The 17221-nt window shown below is 34.2% G+C and carries 14 protein-coding genes; 8 read left to right on the top strand and 6 right to left on the bottom strand.

Annotated features, from left to right (window positions below; genetic code table 11):
• Positions 1-228 precede the first annotated feature (228 nt).
• Positions 229-660 (bottom strand): response regulator, encoded by a 432-nt coding sequence (locus tag KO529_RS14160; RefSeq protein ID WP_215948512.1) that lies wholly within the window; start codon positions 658-660, stop codon positions 229-231.
• 594 nt (positions 661-1254) lie between these two features.
• Between KO529_RS14160 and KO529_RS14155 the strand changes: the two genes are divergently transcribed.
• The gene (locus tag KO529_RS14155) at positions 1255-2277 is read left to right on the top strand and encodes an AraC family transcriptional regulator (protein WP_215948511.1); all 1023 of its coding nucleotides are present in this window, start codon (positions 1255-1257) and stop codon (positions 2275-2277) included.
• A gap of 320 nt (positions 2278-2597) precedes the next feature.
• Here KO529_RS14155 and KO529_RS14150 read toward each other — a convergent pair whose 3' ends face one another.
• Positions 2598-3071, bottom strand: coding sequence for a response regulator (locus KO529_RS14150; protein ID WP_215948510.1), 474 nt, complete (start codon positions 3069-3071; stop codon positions 2598-2600).
• Positions 3072-3226: 155 nt separating this feature from the next.
• Positions 3227-3703 (bottom strand): hypothetical protein, encoded by a 477-nt coding sequence (locus tag KO529_RS14145; protein ID WP_215948509.1) that lies wholly within the window; start codon positions 3701-3703, stop codon positions 3227-3229.
• 366 nt (positions 3704-4069) lie between these two features.
• Between KO529_RS14145 and KO529_RS14140 the strand changes: the two genes are divergently transcribed.
• Positions 4070-4309, top strand: a complete 240-nt coding sequence (locus KO529_RS14140) for a DUF7218 family protein (RefSeq protein ID WP_215948508.1) — start codon at positions 4070-4072, stop codon at positions 4307-4309.
• A 238-nt stretch (positions 4310-4547) separates the two neighbouring features.
• On the opposite strand, the gene KO529_RS14135 is transcribed toward KO529_RS14140, so the two are convergent.
• Together KO529_RS14135 and KO529_RS14130 are read right to left on the bottom strand one after the other, a co-directional pair.
• A complete protein-coding gene (locus tag KO529_RS14135; protein WP_215948507.1) occupies positions 4548-5003 on the bottom strand; it encodes a response regulator in 456 nt (151 codons plus the stop codon).
• A gap of 312 nt (positions 5004-5315) precedes the next feature.
• Positions 5316-6173 carry an SDR family oxidoreductase gene (locus tag KO529_RS14130; RefSeq protein WP_215948506.1) on the bottom strand — a complete coding sequence of 286 codons (858 nt, stop codon included), beginning with the start codon at positions 6171-6173 and terminating at the stop codon, positions 5316-5318.
• A gap of 385 nt (positions 6174-6558) precedes the next feature.
• On the opposite strand from KO529_RS14130, the gene KO529_RS14125 reads away from it, so the two are divergent.
• The 3 genes from KO529_RS14125 (at position 6559) to KO529_RS14115 (ending at position 10548) form a co-directional block, all read left to right on the top strand.
• Positions 6559-7764, top strand: coding sequence for an NAD(P)/FAD-dependent oxidoreductase (locus KO529_RS14125; protein ID WP_215948505.1), 1206 nt, complete (start codon positions 6559-6561; stop codon positions 7762-7764).
• Between the two features lie 139 nt (positions 7765-7903).
• Entirely contained in the window at positions 7904-10033 is a 2130-nt protein-coding gene (locus KO529_RS14120) for a catalase (RefSeq protein WP_215948504.1), read from the top strand.
• A gap of 56 nt (positions 10034-10089) precedes the next feature.
• A complete protein-coding gene (locus KO529_RS14115) occupies positions 10090-10548 on the top strand; it encodes an MgtC/SapB family protein (RefSeq protein WP_252734403.1) in 459 nt (152 codons plus the stop codon).
• Positions 10549-10692: 144 nt separating this feature from the next.
• Here KO529_RS14115 and KO529_RS14110 read toward each other — a convergent pair whose 3' ends face one another.
• Positions 10693-11145, bottom strand: coding sequence for a response regulator (locus KO529_RS14110; RefSeq protein ID WP_215948503.1), 453 nt, complete (start codon positions 11143-11145; stop codon positions 10693-10695).
• An 882-nt stretch (positions 11146-12027) separates the two neighbouring features.
• On the opposite strand from KO529_RS14110, the gene KO529_RS14105 reads away from it, so the two are divergent.
• The 3 genes from KO529_RS14105 (at position 12028) to KO529_RS14095 (ending at position 17081) form a co-directional block, all read left to right on the top strand.
• Entirely contained in the window at positions 12028-13050 is a 1023-nt protein-coding gene (locus KO529_RS14105; RefSeq protein WP_215948502.1) for a helix-turn-helix transcriptional regulator, read from the top strand.
• An 803-nt stretch (positions 13051-13853) separates the two neighbouring features.
• Positions 13854-16067: a glycosyltransferase gene (locus KO529_RS14100; RefSeq protein ID WP_215948501.1), complete on the top strand. Its 2214-nt coding sequence runs from the start codon at positions 13854-13856 to the stop codon at positions 16065-16067.
• Between the two features lie 3 nt (positions 16068-16070).
• The gene (locus KO529_RS14095) at positions 16071-17081 is read left to right on the top strand and encodes a DNA topoisomerase IB (RefSeq protein WP_252734402.1); all 1011 of its coding nucleotides are present in this window, start codon (positions 16071-16073) and stop codon (positions 17079-17081) included.
• The last annotated feature ends 140 nt before the right edge of the window (positions 17082-17221 follow it).

Below are 17221 nucleotides of genomic sequence, written 5' to 3'. Positions count from 1 at the left end.
GGTATGACTCAATTCCCGATTTATGTCCTCCTCTTTCAATGAAATTACTCTTTTTAAGAGTTCATGGGTTCGAATTTCCCCATTGTCAAAAAAACGCGCCACTATACGACTACTATCAGGCAAGAATTTAATGTTTTTTCGATTTACGGTTACTTGCATTATAATTTCAATTTATTATACATTAAATCAATTCCATTGTTGATTGCCCAAACAATGCCTGACAATTCATTAAACTAGAACGACGAAATCCGAATTAGAATTATTAGACTCTGACTGTATAGGTTTAATAGACTTGAACAATAAAGTTTTCAACTGATTGAATGAATTTGGTTTTTTTATATATTGATTCGCCCCGGCTTCTTTCAGTTTATCAATCTCCTTTGCATTAAATGAAGTGGAATAAATTATTACCTTTATGTTGGAAAATTTAGATATACTTCGAATATCGGCCAAACATTCGAAGCCATCCATTAATGGCATGCGAAGGTCGAGGAATATTGCACTTGGCAGCTCAGTTTCAGATAATAAATCTGCCATCAAATCAACACCATTGTCAAACTCGGTGACAACAGTAGCAATAGGAATATCTTCTAAAGCTTCTAGGAATAAACTGCGGTCATCACAATCATCATCGGCAAGAAAGATTTCAATTGGTTTCATAACATTATATATTAATGACTAGTCGATCGATCAAGTGGGTAAATAGAACCCGGGTTTCGTAAATAAATACCACAGATTTAATTATCGACTCTTCGTTGAATAAAAAATTTTCTCCATAAAGCAATATTTTGGAAATGTTAAATTAGAAACTATCTTAAATCACATATGCACTAAATGATCAATATTTTGACTTAAAAGATTAAAGTGGAATTTAAAATACTGAGAAACAAATTTCATTTGAGCTTAAAATATATTGAGGGGACACCTCATAATTAAAATAAATTGATCAGTCCAGAACCGAATAACCATAAAAGTAGACTTTTAACTAGAATTAAGATTACCCAGTGTTTATTACGGGCTAACCAGCTTAGTATCAATTAAATTAATACTGTCATTGTAATTCCATAATCTTCTGTTAAAACGAAAAATTCTATAATAGAATTTATGAATTATATAATACTTCGTTGATCTCTTTTCAGAAATTTGGATAATCTAATAGGAAGACCGATGGACTTTATACCAATTAAGGTTTTACGGTTTAAATAAAAGTTAATTAAGAAACATAGTTAAGTATAACCTATAAAAATAAAAAGTATGGCAACTATATCAATTCAGTCAACAGACACTCAAAATATATTTAATCAGCTAAGCCAATATTTTGGTGAATATTTTAAGGTTAAAAATAACGAATTTGTTTTGAGCTTTAACAACAAATTAGGAAACGGAAGATTCTGTGGAAGATCATTTAAAGATGGTATAACTCACCTTGAAATCGAATTAACCTTGCGAAAAAGTTTTTCTATTCAAAACTACGGGCAAAAAAATCCCCCACTTTATATTGCTTATTGTTCAAGAGGTCATATTTCCCATAGTTTTAAAACCGAAATACAAAAAAGGGTTCTGGAAAATTTTAGAACTGGTATTTTTACAAATGAACCTAATAGTGGCAATATTTTATTTTTTGACAGCGATAAGCATGTTAAATGCTCCATATTTATAATAGATAAATGTCGCCAGAATAATTCAGATGGAACTACTTTGATAACACAGCTACAAAATTCTTTGTTGAAAAATCAATCCCAAAAAAATTATATATTCATTAGTTCCTACAATCTTAAATTAGCAGAAAAACTCGAACAAATTTCTGTTATGAAGCATCGAAGTTATATACGGAATTTGTTTTTAAAAGGGCTTGTTTATGAAGTGCTTGCTATCGCGGTTCAGCAACATGAGGAGGATATAAAAAAGCACAAGTTGGCAGGAAATCTGAGATCCAGTGAGATAGATTCCATCCGGAAAATTTCAGAATTTATAAAGAATAATCCCGATAGACAACTGAACATTACACAACTTTGTTCCAAAACAGGTCTCTCACCGAGTAAATTGCAATATGGTTTCAAATTATTGTATGGAACAACGGTTAACGATTATAGTAGAAAAGTGCGTCTTAAGTATGCAGAACAACTTATAAAAAGTACAGATTTAAACATTTCCCAAGTGGTTTATAGTATTGGTTTTACCAGTCGAAGTTATTTTTCCAAAATATTTAAGAAAAAATATAAGTGCAGTCCAAAACAGTATAAGGTACAACAAAGTACTGTCCCCATTCCTGAATAAGAGTTCAAAAAATACAAGCAAATACAATGATTTAATTTAAAGTCTTTAAACGTGTGCGCAATTAAAGTTACTTTACTGTAAATAAAATAGTATTGGCTAAAAGGGATATGTAGCTCGCTGAATTATTTCGGTAGAATTAAGGACCGATTATGGTCTCCTTTGAAAGCGAAGATTAATCGTAACAACATTTTATTTTTGTATAATCTTCAACGGGGCTCTTAAGAATAGTATATGAGTAAAGTGCATTCCCAAAATTCTACAGTAAATTTAAACTCCACACCAAGTATTTCCATCCACTACTATGATCAATATATACCAGATTAAAGTATTAAGGGAAATTGGCCTCCCTGATTATTGCCCGAGACAACGTGTTGAAAATGAATTGATATGGATTTATTAATGATGTATGTGAGTTCACTAAAATTATTAGGCTTTTTAATAAACATGTTTGCTCCATATTTCGAAGTAGATTCCAAATCTGTTATTGCAGTGGAAGTGGAATAAATAGCCACAAACATATCCTTGAAAGATGCATTCGTTCTTAAATATTTTAAGCATTCCAAACCATTCATTACCGGCATATTCAGGTCCAAAAATAATAGTTCTGGTAGCATCTTGATCCCGCTGCTCAAATGGTCTATGAAATTAAGGCCATTACTAAACAAAAAAAGTTCAGCCTTTATCTTCAATTCCTCAAACGCTTCCTTGAATAGGAGTCTGTCGTCCTGATCATCATCCACAAGGGCAATCCGGTTTAATTTGTAATTTGCTACATTAAATTTTTCATGTGTCATAGGTATAGATAATGAGTTTATCCACTTTAAACACTTTAAAGTTTAGATAGTATTGAAAGCTAGGTGTTAAGTTTGGAGATTTTGACGAAGGCATCAGTGTGACAACTCGCTAAATGGTTGTCAGGGACAATTTATAACATTGGAAAATATAATCATTATGGATTGTTCGATTTCCATATTTCATATTTTTTTAATTGGTCCGAAGAAAGTATCCTCCCCAACTGCCTGTCACGTTCAGAAGGTATTGTACCCATCATTTCTCCATTTGGTGAATTTCTTTGTTTCTCTTTGAATCTTTCCATGGCAGTCTCAAATTCGCGAATTTGATCTTTGGACATCATTATATCTTGATACAATTTGTTATTATCAAATGTCATAGGTGCAGATAAATCAGTTTTATCGCCAATAATATTCGCGTTGCCACCAGTATTCCCATTGGTATTTTGTATTACAGAGTGGATAATTTGGGAGTGAGTATCATCGGGGGCCTTATTGGTCCTTTCAACATGTTTCATTTCTTTTTCTGAAACTGAATTCTTCTTAGAACTTTGAGACTGCTCCAAATTCGCAGATTTACAAGCTATAAAAAGTCCAGAGACTACAACGCTAATAATATACATTTTTAAGTTCATATTCTAATTATTTTTAAAATATTTCTCAATTGAAATTTTAGGAAAATTAGCGAGTCGAAAATAAATTCTTTGTTACAAAAGATTATTTTTTTGACTTTAACTGATAGTTTCAGTGTTTATCCTATTGTGAGACTTTTAAACATTAAATACCTAGAGCCAGGATTATTAAAATCTTGAGAAGTATATGTATTGGTGGAAATGATTAGGTAGACCTGCACTAACAAGACATGAAATATTACTTGATTAAATATTTACAACTTCTTTTCTGGATTAATTATTAGCATAATCGAGTTAACTTATTTATTTGGACTTTGGGAAATTAGACTACAATTAATTAAAGGAATTATTAATTTAAAATATTATAATATGCCCAATCCTAGAATTAAAGACGAAGATAAATACCAAGCGCTACGAGATAAGGGTTACAGCAAGGAGAAATCCGCTCGTATTGCCAACACACCCGATTCAGGTAAAAAAGGGGGTAAGGCCAAACGCTATGAGGAGTGGACCAAACAGGAGCTTTACAATCAGGCCAAGAGAGTAGGTATCGATGGTAGATCTCAGATGAACAAGGAGGAATTGATCCATGCCCTTCGGAACAATTGAAAGTAAAATTTGTATTAAAAGAAAGTGTGTAAAAGGAGGTATATAATTAATATACTTCCTTTATTTTTTGACAGCCACTAATCATAAATTGATTATCATATTGATTTGGAAGCTATAAAAAAGGTGAAATTATCATTGCTTATATAAAACCTTAAATCAAAAAAATTGTATAAACCGCTGTCCCGGAAATATTCGTCTTACCATTAATATTCCAGTATATTTTAAGGTAAAATAAATTTTATACTATGATATTTATAATCGCTGTTCCTCCTAAAGTGTTGCGTTTTATTGAGTCTATAGTTCTGTCGAGAGAAGCGATTAGAGATCCATAAGAATTAGGCTTGCGCAAATACCTATTTGCCCCCAGACTGAACAAATGCTCTATTCGATCCAAATCAAACTCTGTAGAGTATACAACAATAGGTATCATATCCAAACCATTGTCATCGCGTATTTCTTTTAAACATTCTTCACCGTCTTTTCGTGGCATGTAGAGATCCAGGAATATTACGTCAGGGTTAGAAGAATCGGTCTTAAGACATAACAATAATTCATCTGCATTATCGAAAGTTTTCAGCTCAACTAAAGTATCAATTTGGGAAATCGCTTCCATAAAAATTTCTTGATCTTCCAAATCATCATCAACAAGATATATTGAAAATATCTCCGGTTTATTTTTCTCTCTCCTCTCCATAACTATGATATTTTATTTACAACCGTAGGCATTTCATTCATCAATTTCGTTTTTCTACGTCGCGCTGGTATAATTGACCTTTTCTTTCTTTATTTTTAAAGTACTTCTAATGTAGTATGCAGAAACAACTGGAAATATCTCTAAAAATATAAGTTTTGACCCAATAGAAATAACTCCGATATTAAACGATTTTAAAATGTTAAAGTATTTTTAGTCGATATCAGAATTGAAAATTCATTTCTACAAATAAACTTTTTGAATGCCGATCAAAACCAAGGAAGATATAATATGAAAGTCATTATAAAGGTAATCTTACCCGCCTATAATTTCTCCACCGTTAATGTGCATGACTTGTCCAGTCATATAGCTACTATCTTTGGAAGCAAGAAAAACATATGCAGGGCCCACCTCAGCTGGCTGGCCAGGACGACCCAACGGTACGTCTTTACCAAAATTTGTCAAATCATCTCCTTTGAACGTAGCCGGAATCAGTGGAGTCCAAATGGGGCCTGGTGCCACCGCATTAACCCTGATACCCTTGTGGGCCAGTGATTTGGATAAACTGCGAGTAAAAGCCGATATAGCACCTTTAGTGCTAGAATAATCTATTAAATGTTCAGACCCTCTATATGCAGTGACCGATGAAGTGTTAATTATTGTATCATCCTTTTTTAAATACTTAAGAGCTGCTTTGATGATATAGAAAAATGCATAAATATTTGTTTCAAATGTTAAATGCAGATTCTCTGTCGTTATTTTCTCAATAGATTCTTCAGGAAACTGCATTGCCGCGTTATTAACTATTATATTAATAGTACCAAACTTACTAATGGTTTGTTGCACAGCGGCCTTACATAATTCTTCATCCCTTACATCTCCTTTAATCAACAAACATTCTCGATCTTCTGCTTCCACTGCACTTTTTGTGGTCTGAGCATCCTGATCCTCGTTTAAATATATAATAGACACATTCGCACCTTCTTTGGCAAAGTACACTGCAATACTTCTGCCGATCCCGCTATCACCTCCTGTAATAAGAGCTACTTTACCACTTAATTTGCTACTACCTTTATAATCGTCTCGGATGGTTACAGGCTCCGTATCCATTAAATATTGTTGACCTGGTTGATGAGACTGCTCTTCATGATTTTTTATTTTGATATTTTCCATGTATTGCTCTTTTTAGTTATATATATATTTTACAATTGAGTTCTTCAGCAAATAAATATTAAGCATTTGAAAAATATTGATACGATAACAAAAAAAGTGAGCTTAATTAAAAGTTTAAGTTTTGCACTAATACCTGACCCCGACTAATACTCGTTATAAAATTTTTTGTAACTAAAATATATCTCATTATGAAAAGTTTTCTGTTATTATTTTATGGGATTTGATATATACTATCATTTCCTTGATAATGTTTCCTGTTCACGTCTGTTCATTTGAAAGAGTTAATAATAATTTAATAGGAACAATGCATGACAAGACAAATGAATAAATTTATTTACTCTGATGGCAGGGAATTTTGATTGACAAAAATTTAAAGTAATTTTTAATGAAACTAAGATCGAACGAACCTTTTTGGCTGATAAAAAATGGCATAAAACACTCATATCCCTCTGTAAAAGCGGATATCGAAACAGATATAATAATTATTGGTGCGGGAATCACGGGAAGTCTTATGGCTTATCAATGTATTCAAGATGGGTATAATACGGTAATAATTGACCACCGCGAGGTAGGTCATGGCAGTACATCTGCTACTACAGCCTTATTGCAATATGAAATAGATGTTCCGCTTTACGAGCTTTCAAAAATGATCGGAAAGAAAGCAGCTGAACAAAATTATCTCGCCTGTTATGAAGCCATCGATATTTTGGAAGACCTTTCGAAGAAAATAAAGTCACGATGTGGTTTCAAAAAAAAAGAATCCCTGTTTTATGCAGCCTACAAAAAAGATGTCGACTGGTTGAAAAGTGAATTTAAAGCAAGGCAAAATTTAAATTTACCCGTAACCTGGATATCATCTGACTCCATCAACAAAAGATTTGGAATGGAAAATACTTTTGGTGGAATATTATCACAACAGGCTGGAAGTATGGATGCTTTCCGGTTTACACACGATTTATTGCATTACAGTTGTCAAAAAGGCCTAGACATATATGATAAAACTGCCATAGACCATGTAAAATACAACAAAAGTGGTGTCATGGTCCATACCGAAACCGGACATCGTTTGCAGGCAAAGAAATTAATTTATTGCACTGGTTTTGAAAGCACCAATATAATTAAAGAAAAATTTGTCGATTTAGTTTCAACCTATGCCTTTGTTGGGGAACAAGATAAGAAAGGAACAAAAAAATTGAAGGATACAGTATTTTGGAATTCGGCCGATCCATATATTTATATGAGAGCTACAGACGATGGTCGATTTCTTATTGGTGGGGGAGATGTGGACTTTATAACTAGTAAAAAACGTGATGGGTTGATTAATTCAAAAGTACAGCATCTACATCGTCACATAAATCGAATATTTCCTTCATTTAACATTATTACAGATTTTGCTTGGGCTGGAACATTTGGTAAAACTAAAGATGGTTTACCGTACATAGGTGAACATCCTGATTTTAAAAGCACTTATTTCGTACTTGGTTTCGGAGGTAATGGAATTACCTTTTCAGTAATTGGAATGAAAATTATATCCGATTTATTAAAAGGTACGATGCATGACTTATCCCAGTACTATAGATTTGGAAGGTAGCATTTTTGGTCTGCGTTTATAATTCTGATGAATTGTGGATTGGGATTTATAAGGGCAATAAATAATTTTAATGAGCTACTTCACAATAGGTTTTACTCCTAGTTTTATATAACTAATGTGGTTTTAAAATTTAAATAAAATGGAAAAAAAGAAAAGTACCTCATCCAAAATAGAGCAATTAAACCAATATAAAAAGGATTCTTCAAATGAACCTTTAACCACGCGACAAGGAGTCAAAATAAACGACACCAATAATTCCCTAAAAGCCGGGGATAGGGGATCAACCTTATTGGAAGACTTCATTCTACGTGAAAAAATACATAGTTTTGATCACGAACGGATTCCTGAACGCATTGTGCATGCGAGAGGCAGTGGTGCCCATGGTTATTTTGAGTTATATCAAAGCATACCAGAGTATTCGAGGGCCGGTATTTTCACTGACACAGACCGCATAACCCCTGTTTTTGCGAGATTTTCAACCGTAGCCGGCTCCAAAGGTTCAACGGACTTAGCACGAGATGTCCGTGGATTCGCAGTAAAATTTTATACCGAGGAAGGAACATGGGATCTAGTAGGAAATAACATGCCAATATTTTTTATTCAAGATGCGATTAAATTTCCTGACTTGATACATTCCGTTAAGCCCGAACCAAATAAAGAAATTCCACAGGCAGCATCGGCACACGATACTTTTTACGATTTCGTTTCGCTAGCCCCAGAGACGTTACATAATCAAATTTGGCTTATGAGCGATAGGGCCATTCCTAGAAGTTTTCGAATGATGGAAGGCTTTGGCATACATACCTTTCGATTGATTAATGACAAAGGAGAAGCCCATTTTGTGAAATTCCATTGGAAACCTTTATTAGGGGTCCATTCTGTAACTTGGGACGAGGCGGTTAAAATCAGCGGTGCGGATTCCGATTTCCATAGACGTGATCTTTGGGAAGCAATCGAATCCGGGCAATTTCCCCAATGGGAACTCGGTCTGCAGATCATTCCAGAGAATGATGAACACAAATATGATTTTGATATATTGGACCCCACCAAGTTAGTACCGGAAGAAATGGTTCCAGTAAAGATCATTGGAAAAATGACATTGAACAAGAATCCTGATAATTTCTTTGCGGAAACCGAACAGGTGGCATTTCTGCCAGGAAATGTTGTTCCAGGAATTGATTTCACTAATGATCCTTTATTACAGGGTCGTTTGTTTTCTTATCGCGATACACAATTATCTAGGTTAGGTAGTCCTAATTTTCACCAACTTCCAATTAATATGCCTGTGGCAAAATCCAACAATAACCAGCGTGATGGACATATGCAAATGGAGATACCCAAGGGGCAAACCGCATATTTCCCAAATACTTTGGGGGGAGGTTGTCCATTTCTTAGTAAAATATCCGAGGGGGCTTTCCAGTCCTATGAAGAGCGCATTGATGGAAAAAAAATAAGGTCAAGAAGTGAAAGTTTCAATGATTTTTTCTCCCAACCAGCCCTTTTTTACAGGAGCCTGAAAGAATGGGAGAAGAATCATGTAATAGATGCCTATTCCTTTGAACTAGGCAAATGTACGCATAAGCATATTCAAAAAAGAATGCTCTGGATGATTGATCAAATAGATAATGATCTTGCTAAAAAGGTTTCTTTAAATTTGGGATTATCAATTCCTAATGATATTGAACGTCCCATCAATCAAGCTATAAGTCCGGAAGCGAATTTCCATGATTTTCAACCAGGACCCAAAAAGTTCTACTTAAATGAATCGCCGGCGCTTAGCCAGGGTAACACTAAATTTGAAAGTATTGCTACAAGACAGGTAGCGGTGTTACTCTCCGACGGATTTAGTAACAATAATTATAACGAAATGAAAGAAGTCCTAACAAGTGGCAATGCTGTAGTCAAAATTATCGCGCCAACTGGGGGGGATGTAATCTCTGATAGTGGTCAACAATACCAAGTAGATGCTTCCATTACCACCACAGAAAGTGTACTTTATGATGCTATATATATTCCAGGTGGAAAGCAATCAACTGATGTAATATCAAAAAATGCAAAATTTATAAAATTTGTGAATGAGGCACTTATGCACTGCAAACCTATTGCCGCCGATAATGAAGGTGAATCATTTTTAAATAATACCTATGCCATTGATTTCCTTTTGGATAAAGCGGTCTGTATCAATGCAAATCCTACGGAATTTGTCAAGGCAATTGCGTTGCATCGAAATTGGGAAAGAAGTGAAAAAGTTAATTCCATTCCAGTATGAAAACTTAGTAACCAATGACCTTATTTATCCAGTATTTTTTGACATATTATTGCTATATGATGGATGCATCCGTATCCAAAATTGGGGTTGATCCAGATTGGGGATTTCATGAAGATTATTTGTTTAAAATTTTACTCGCCATTTTAGCAGGATGCTTAATAGGTATTGAGCGGGAATATAAGGGAAAGGATGCCGGGATAAAAACAAACATTTTGGTTGCCGTTGGAGCATGTGCATATCTCATATTATCATTGCAGTTCTATGGAAGCGAGGATACGGATATAACCCGTGTTCTGGGCCAAATTGTGACGGGAATCGGTTTTCTGGGTGCAGGGGTAATTCTGAAGAGAGAGGATAAGATTGAGGGCCTGACTACCGCTGCAACAGTTTGGTGTAGCGCAGCTGCTGGATGCATAGCTGCGCTATATATGGTTACAAATTTAATAGTCTTTACCGTGGCAGTGGTTATAATTAATATGATCTTCGGTATTTTAAGTAAAAATATAGCATCATGAATTAAAATAGGCGAAGTATTGATGTCCGTTAAAGTTGTCGGATACCCCAGTTGTCATTTCTCGCAGAACGACCTAAGCTATGAAAGTTGCCCGTTCTATTTGCTGTACTTGAGTATATGGCAATTTACCTGGCCAATTAAATTTTCATAAATGAAATAAAAAACTATTTCGGTCTAAATTCGATGTATGGTACTGCCAATTCATTTTCAAAATCTTTTCAATAGATTCACGAAGGTTGCAAAAGTTACTCGGCTTATTTAGATATATATTTGCTCCATTAACAAAAGTCTCTTCAATATCCTTTTCAGAAGAAGACGTAGAGTAGATTGCAATGGTAATATCGTTCAAGGACGGGTTGGTACGTATTTCCTTAAGGCATTGCATGCCGTTCTTAAGAGGCATATTTAGATCTAGAAAAATCAGGTCGGGTAGGACGATTTTAGGAAGGTTCAAATAATCCATCAATTCCTGCCCATTATTATACAAGGACAATTTGGTCTTTATTTTAATTTCATCAATAGCTTCCTTAAAAAGAATTCTATCATCTTCATCATCATCGGCCAAAGCTATATTTAGAATTTTATTAATTGTACTCATTCGAATTGTACTCATATATTTCTCACTATATATTATTTATTTTTTCCATATAGGGTTGAATACATAAACTTCTGGAATAAGTACAATGAAATTCCCAGCTACCGTTATTCTGCCCTTAAACGTCTTATTTAAAAAAAAATTTAAAATTTAAATGAAGTATCTTTCTATTTTCCAAACAAGAAGTTCAAACATTCATAGGACTCAAAATATTTATTAATAAAATTAAAAACCCTACATGTGATCATAAATTAACGGCTTTTAAATTCCCCATTCGCTTACTGTACAAAGCGCACGAACCACTAATATAACGCAATAATTCTCACTACGTATTCGAACTTTAAAATAAAAAATTCTTCATCTCTACGTAAAATCCATTTTGATAATATAGCTGGAATGGTGGCACAATGATAAATGAAAATTACCGTCCATTTTAACATATTCAGATTTTTTTTTATCATTATTGAACCTTTTATGTTTTTATTTGACTAGTTGCATTTCAGCTATTAAGCTCTTGGAGTGGGACACCCGATAAAAAATTGGACTAAACAATAGGGCAAAGACTGGTGTTTATACTTATTACATTTTACATTAGAACCACACTGAAAAATCAAAAGGCCTAATTTTATAAACGCCCAATTTTTCTCAAAGAACACATTAACTACATGAATTTTAAATCATTTTAAAGTTCTATATTTAAGCAACATATTACATACCTACTATTATAATAAGCAATAATTATCGCTGGGCATGTTTTTAATATCTAAGCAATTTTATTTGGCAAATGTTAATAAATTGTCTTATTTCAACTTTTAAATTCAACCTAGCTTCACTAGGATGAACCTTAATGTTCTTGGTAACGGAAATAGAAATACTCAATAAAAGATGAAAATACAGGTGCGTGATGTTGCCATTCAACAAATAATGCAAGATTTGTCCAAAAGTTTTAAAACAGACTTAAATAAAAATGACGGGGAATTTAATGTTGAGCTCCCAATCGAATTAGGTAAGGGCCACATCAAAGGAATCTATTTTGACCATGGTCTAGGAGTATTAGAATTCAACTTCATTTTGGAAGAAAAATTGATTTTGGAATATACGAAAGGGGAAGTACATCCTTTGAAATTATTATTTAATAGGGAGTCTTCTTTTCGTCACAATTTCGATCAATGTGAAGAATCCCATGAAATAAATCGTTTGGAAAATGTGATACTTTCCAGTACACCACTAAATAATCATGTTTTTATTTTTCCTCCAGACCGACCCATTAGCATTTTTAGTATTGAGATCAATCGGAAATTATTCGAAGAAAAAATCAGTGGCTTTTTAATGGATATGAATGAGGACCTGATGAAGTTATTCAGGGACGTGAATGGCACACAAATTTTCTATCACAAAGACTTTTACAGTTTGGATATATCCCGGTTTTTAGAAGAATATTCTGAATGTAATCTTGCCGATTTTTTGAAAACAGTCTATCAGGAAGGAAAGGTCTATGAAATTTTGACGCATTTGTTTCAACAATATTTGGACGACTTAAACGGTTCAGGAATGCATAAGATCCTTCGTAAGGCAACTATTGAAAAAATAGAAATGGCGTCCAAAATAATCAAATCTGAACTGGATAGTATGGATAATATTGTGGACTTGGCGAAAAGAGTGGGGGTAAATCAAAATAAATTACAACAAGGCTTTAAATTCTTGTACAAAACATCAGTAAATGAATATATACAGAACTATAGGTTAGAGAAGGCTAAAGAGCTATTGGAGACCACTGATTTAAATATAACAGAGATCACCTATAAAATTGGAATCAGCTCGAGAAGTTACTTTTCCAAACTTTTCAAAGCCAAATATGGTATTTCCCCAAAGGAATATTGCAATCAGTTCAGAAAACAGGCCCAATAACCTAACTTTTAATTATTTAAATAAAAATTACACTTTAATAAATTACAGAAAACTTAAATTCAAAAACCTTATCCATGGTATTATGCTACCAGTAAATTCATTGTTGATTGGGCAAGGTTGATTATTACCTCAATTCTATCCAAAAGTTCGAATATGAATTTATAAGAGGTATTCTACTAAAAAATTATTCTTTGTGCTCTTCGTTTATTGACTTGATCGATACCAATATATTAGGAATTTCATTAGAATGGTAATTTTTACTTGTTCCTTTTTGGAATTGAGAAGCATAATCCGTCATTTTGTTCCTCCTGTCACTTCAACGGATTACTCAAATTTGACAATCTCTACCATATTAAAACACAATACTTTGTTACTGCAGTCTTTATACTTTGAAGGAATTCCTAATGACTCTCCAATAGAGCTTATGACAATTCAACGAGAAGCAATAACAGTACGATGGGCAAATCAGAAAAAAAATAGTTGGATTGCGATAAATTTAATCCTTATTGCAACATTTACAGAATAATTCTGATAGTAAATTGTCCTGGATTCTTGTGGCTGTAGTTTAAAGCTTAATCCGATTTAGGCTGTTGATTATGAATTGTTTTGCTTCGAGCTTCACTAACTAAAAATCCACAAAGAACAATATATATTATATCCTAGTTGGATTAAATTAAAATACTATGAAAAATGACATTAATAGTTGGAGCCGCAAAGACTCACAAAAAAAAATAATTTCGAAAACCCTTGGTCATTTATATTTCAATGAATCGCAAAGGACTTACAGTCAAGACAGTAAAAAAATGACAAAAATTGCATGTATATCCACGTATCCCCCTAGGGAGTGCGGTATAGCTACATTTTCCAAGGATCTCCAACTTTCCATTGAAGAGCGATTCGGAGGCAAAATGAAATTGATAATTTTTCCGTTGGAGACTCAAACCGATAGCCATAAATACCCGTGTAAGATTGGTGGTGTATTAAACACCGATTATGAAATGGACTTTTTAAAAGTTTCCCAAAACATAAATAGTAATAAGGATATAGCATTGATCTTAATCCAACACGAATTCGGTTTATTTAAAAATAACGAATCCGCCTTTTTAAAACTAATTGATTCACTTAAGAAACCGGTAGTAATTACTTTCCACACTGTCCTTCCCAATCCCAATAGTGATTTAAGAAAACAAGTGCAAAGCTTATCTAGAGGCTGCCAAGAAATCATAGTAATGACCAAGGCGTCTGCGGATATCCTCGAAAGGGATTATGCAGTTCAGAGGAATAAAATAGTTGTTATTCCCCATGGTACGCATTTAATTTCAAATGGAGATAAGGATGAATTAAAACATAAATATGAATTATCCGGTAAAAAGGTACTTTCAACTTTCGGATTGCTAGGGCCAAATAAGAATATTGAAACAACTTTGAATGCACTACCGGGCATAGTCAAAAAGTTTCCAGAGGTTATGTTTTTAATAATTGGCAAGACACATCCATCGTTAGTTAAAGATTTTGGGGAGGATTATCGTTTATTTCTGCAACAATTGGTCGACAGGCTGAGCTTGCAGGATAACGTCAAATTTATAAACGATTTTCTTCCCACTCCACAACTTCTCCAATATCTTCAGCTTACCGATATTTATCTATTCACTTCAAAAGACCCCAATCAAGCGGTTAGCGGTACTTTCGCGTACGCCTTAAGCTGTGGATGTCCAATAGTGTCCACACCTATACCACATGCTCTAGAGGTACTGGAAAATCAAGCTGGTGTAGTATTTGATTTTTCGGATTCCAGCCAATTGCAACAAACCGTTATAAGACTTCTCAAAAACCCTCAAACTTTGGCAAATATGAGTTTAAACGGCCTACATACGACCTCCGGTAGTGCGTGGGAAAATGCCGCCATTGCGCACGCCAGAATTTTTGAGCGGGTAGGAAGGGGAATGGTTCACCTTGAGTATAGTTTACCAGCTCTAAATTTAAAACACATCAAGAAAATGACAACAAACGTGGGCATAGTTCAGTTCTGTAAAATTGATGTGCCGGCATTGGAATGGGGTTACACTTTAGACGATAATGCGCGTGCCATGATAGTTTTTTGCAAGCATTACCAACTTACTGAAGATCCTATGGATCTGGAATATATAAAAAAGTATCTAGCTTTTTTGGATGGCTGTTTTCGACCTGATGGAAAATTTTTAAACTATGTTGATGAATATTGTCATTTCACATCCCAAAATGGAGATGTAAATCTAGAGGATGCCAATGGTAGAGCGATATGGGCGCTAGGTTATCTTCTTTCAATATCCTCAAAGTTTCCATCCAATTACGCCTATCTAAATGATAGGGCTGAATTTCTACTTTCAGAAGCGCTAGATAATCTTTGGAGTTTGAGATCACCACGTGCGATGGCATTTTCCATAAAAGGGTTAAGTTATTACGCCTTGGAACATGGAATTCTTAAAGTGGAATCTTTGATAAAGTCAATGGCGGATCGCTTGGTGAGACTTTATTTGAACACTATACAAGACAACTGGCATTGGTTTGAAAGTTCTTTTACATATGGAAATGCTGTGATTCCCAATGCTTTAATGTTGGCATATATTATAACTGGAAAAGCAGTTTATAGGGAGGTAGCCGTGACCACTTTTGACTTTTTACTTGACAAAATTTTCATTAATGACATGGTACGGGTCATCTCCAATAAGAATTGGTTTAAAAGAGGTGATACATTCAATCCGGAATTTCAAGGAGGTGAGCAGCCCATTGATGTTGCCTATACTATTCTGGCTTTGGATCTATTCGATTTTGAAATTCCAGATAAGGGGTATGGAGCCCTCAAAGTTCGGGCTTTTGAATGGTTTTTAGGCAACAATCCATTGAACCAAACAATCTACAATCCATGTACAGGTGGTTGTTATGATGGTTTGGAACTTTATAATGTTAATCTTAACCAAGGGGCGGAATCGACCTTAAGTTACTTATTGGCCAGAATGTGCTTTAGGGAAAATCTTTGAGCCATGAAGAAAGTTAGGGAAATCGATGATACCGCGATGTGTATTTCACGAATTAGACGAGGCAAGGGGTATTGCTTTTATAATGAAAATGGTGAAAGAATTACTGATAAAAAAACCTTGACACGTTTGAGAAAATTGGTCATTCCTCCCATGTGGAATGAGGTATACGCCTGCCGTTTTGATGACGGTCACATTCAAGCAACGGGCCGGGATTTAAAAGGTCGTAAACAATATATTTATCATTCGATCTACGAAAAAAAGCGTCAAGAGGAAAAATTCCGCAAAATGCTGGATTTCTCCAAAGTACTTCCCAAAATCCGCAAACAGGCTCATAGAGATTTAAATATTAAGGAATGGGGCAAAAGTAAATTGCTTGCACTAATTGTTTTGATTTTGGATGAGTACGGCATTCGGATCGGTAATAAAGAATATAAAAAACAGAATGATTCTTATGGATTGACCACGCTACGTAGAAAACACCTTTCAATAGATGATGATGAGCTTGTTTTATCATTCAAAGGAAAAAGTAATCAGGAACAACAGGTCTATATAGACAATGAAGAATTGATTCCATTTATAACCAAGGCAGCCAGTTTACCGGGATACGAGATATTTAGATATAAAGACAGACATGGAGTATTTCACGATGTTGATAGTGAAGATGTCAATTGTTATATAGCTGACTATATGGGACCTGGTTATACCAGTAAAGACTTTAGAACTTGGGCCGCCAACCGTTTGGCTGTTGAATTCTACCCCATTGCAATGTTGGATAATAAAATCGGAGGTCGCAAAAAATTTAGTAATATAATTATAAAAATGGTTGCTTCTGAATTGGGAAATACACCATCAGTATGTAGGAATTATTATGTACACCCCGCCATTTTTAATGCTATCGATGAGAAAAGTTTACCGAATCCCAATCCATATCGGAAATCCAAGAATAAATATGGACTTACGCCTAGTGAAAAATTAGCTAGAAAGGTGATTGAAAAGAGCTCTAAAGAATATTAACGCTAATGTATCATTGTGCATTACTACCAAAATTTAGTTGAGGATGTTGGATCTTCAAAAAAACAATAGCTTCAAGAACTATGATTACAACTGGATATTTGGTGATGTTACCTTTGATCACTAATATATTAGACAATAAT

This window comes from Arenibacter algicola, from assembly GCF_018860365.1.
In the GTDB taxonomy this organism is placed as follows: domain Bacteria; phylum Bacteroidota; class Bacteroidia; order Flavobacteriales; family Flavobacteriaceae; genus Arenibacter; species Arenibacter algicola_B.
The sequence above is the reverse complement of the archived record's forward strand: the minus strand, read 5'-3'. Positions and strand labels throughout refer to the sequence as shown.